Raw genomic sequence first — 413 nt, 5'->3', positions numbered from 1 at the left:
GTGGGCACTCGGGGCACTGATATCTTTCACGTCGCAAGACGAAAAAGCATTATCAAGTCTCAAGAGTGAACACGTAATTCATTACGAAGTTTAATTCTTTGAGCATCAAACTTTAAATTGAAGAGTTTGATCATGGCTCAGATTGAACGCTGGCGGCAGGCCTAACACATGCAAGTCGAACGGTAACAGGAAGCAGCTTGCTGCTTCGCTGACGAGTGGCGGACGGGTGAGTAATGTCTGGGGATCTGCCTGATGGAGGGGGATAACTACTGGAAACGGTAGCTAATACCGCATAACGTCGCAAGACCAAAGAGGGGGACCTTCGGGCCTCTTGCCATCAGATGAACCCAGATGGGATTAGCTAGTAGGTGGGGTAACGGCTCACCTAGGCGACGATCCCTAGCTGGTCTGAG

1 rRNA gene is annotated in these 413 nt (G+C 50.4%); it reads left to right on the top strand.

Features of this window, described 5'->3' with window-relative positions:
- Positions 1-114: 114 nt before the first annotated feature.
- Positions 115-413: ribosomal RNA gene (locus tag ET34_RS0118870) — 16S ribosomal RNA — on the top strand; the annotation flags it as partial.

The organism is Siccibacter colletis, assembly GCF_000696575.1.
Taxonomy (GTDB): domain Bacteria; phylum Pseudomonadota; class Gammaproteobacteria; order Enterobacterales; family Enterobacteriaceae; genus Siccibacter; species Siccibacter colletis.
Note: the sequence above shows the minus strand (reverse complement) of the source record. Positions and strands in the feature narration are given on the sequence as shown.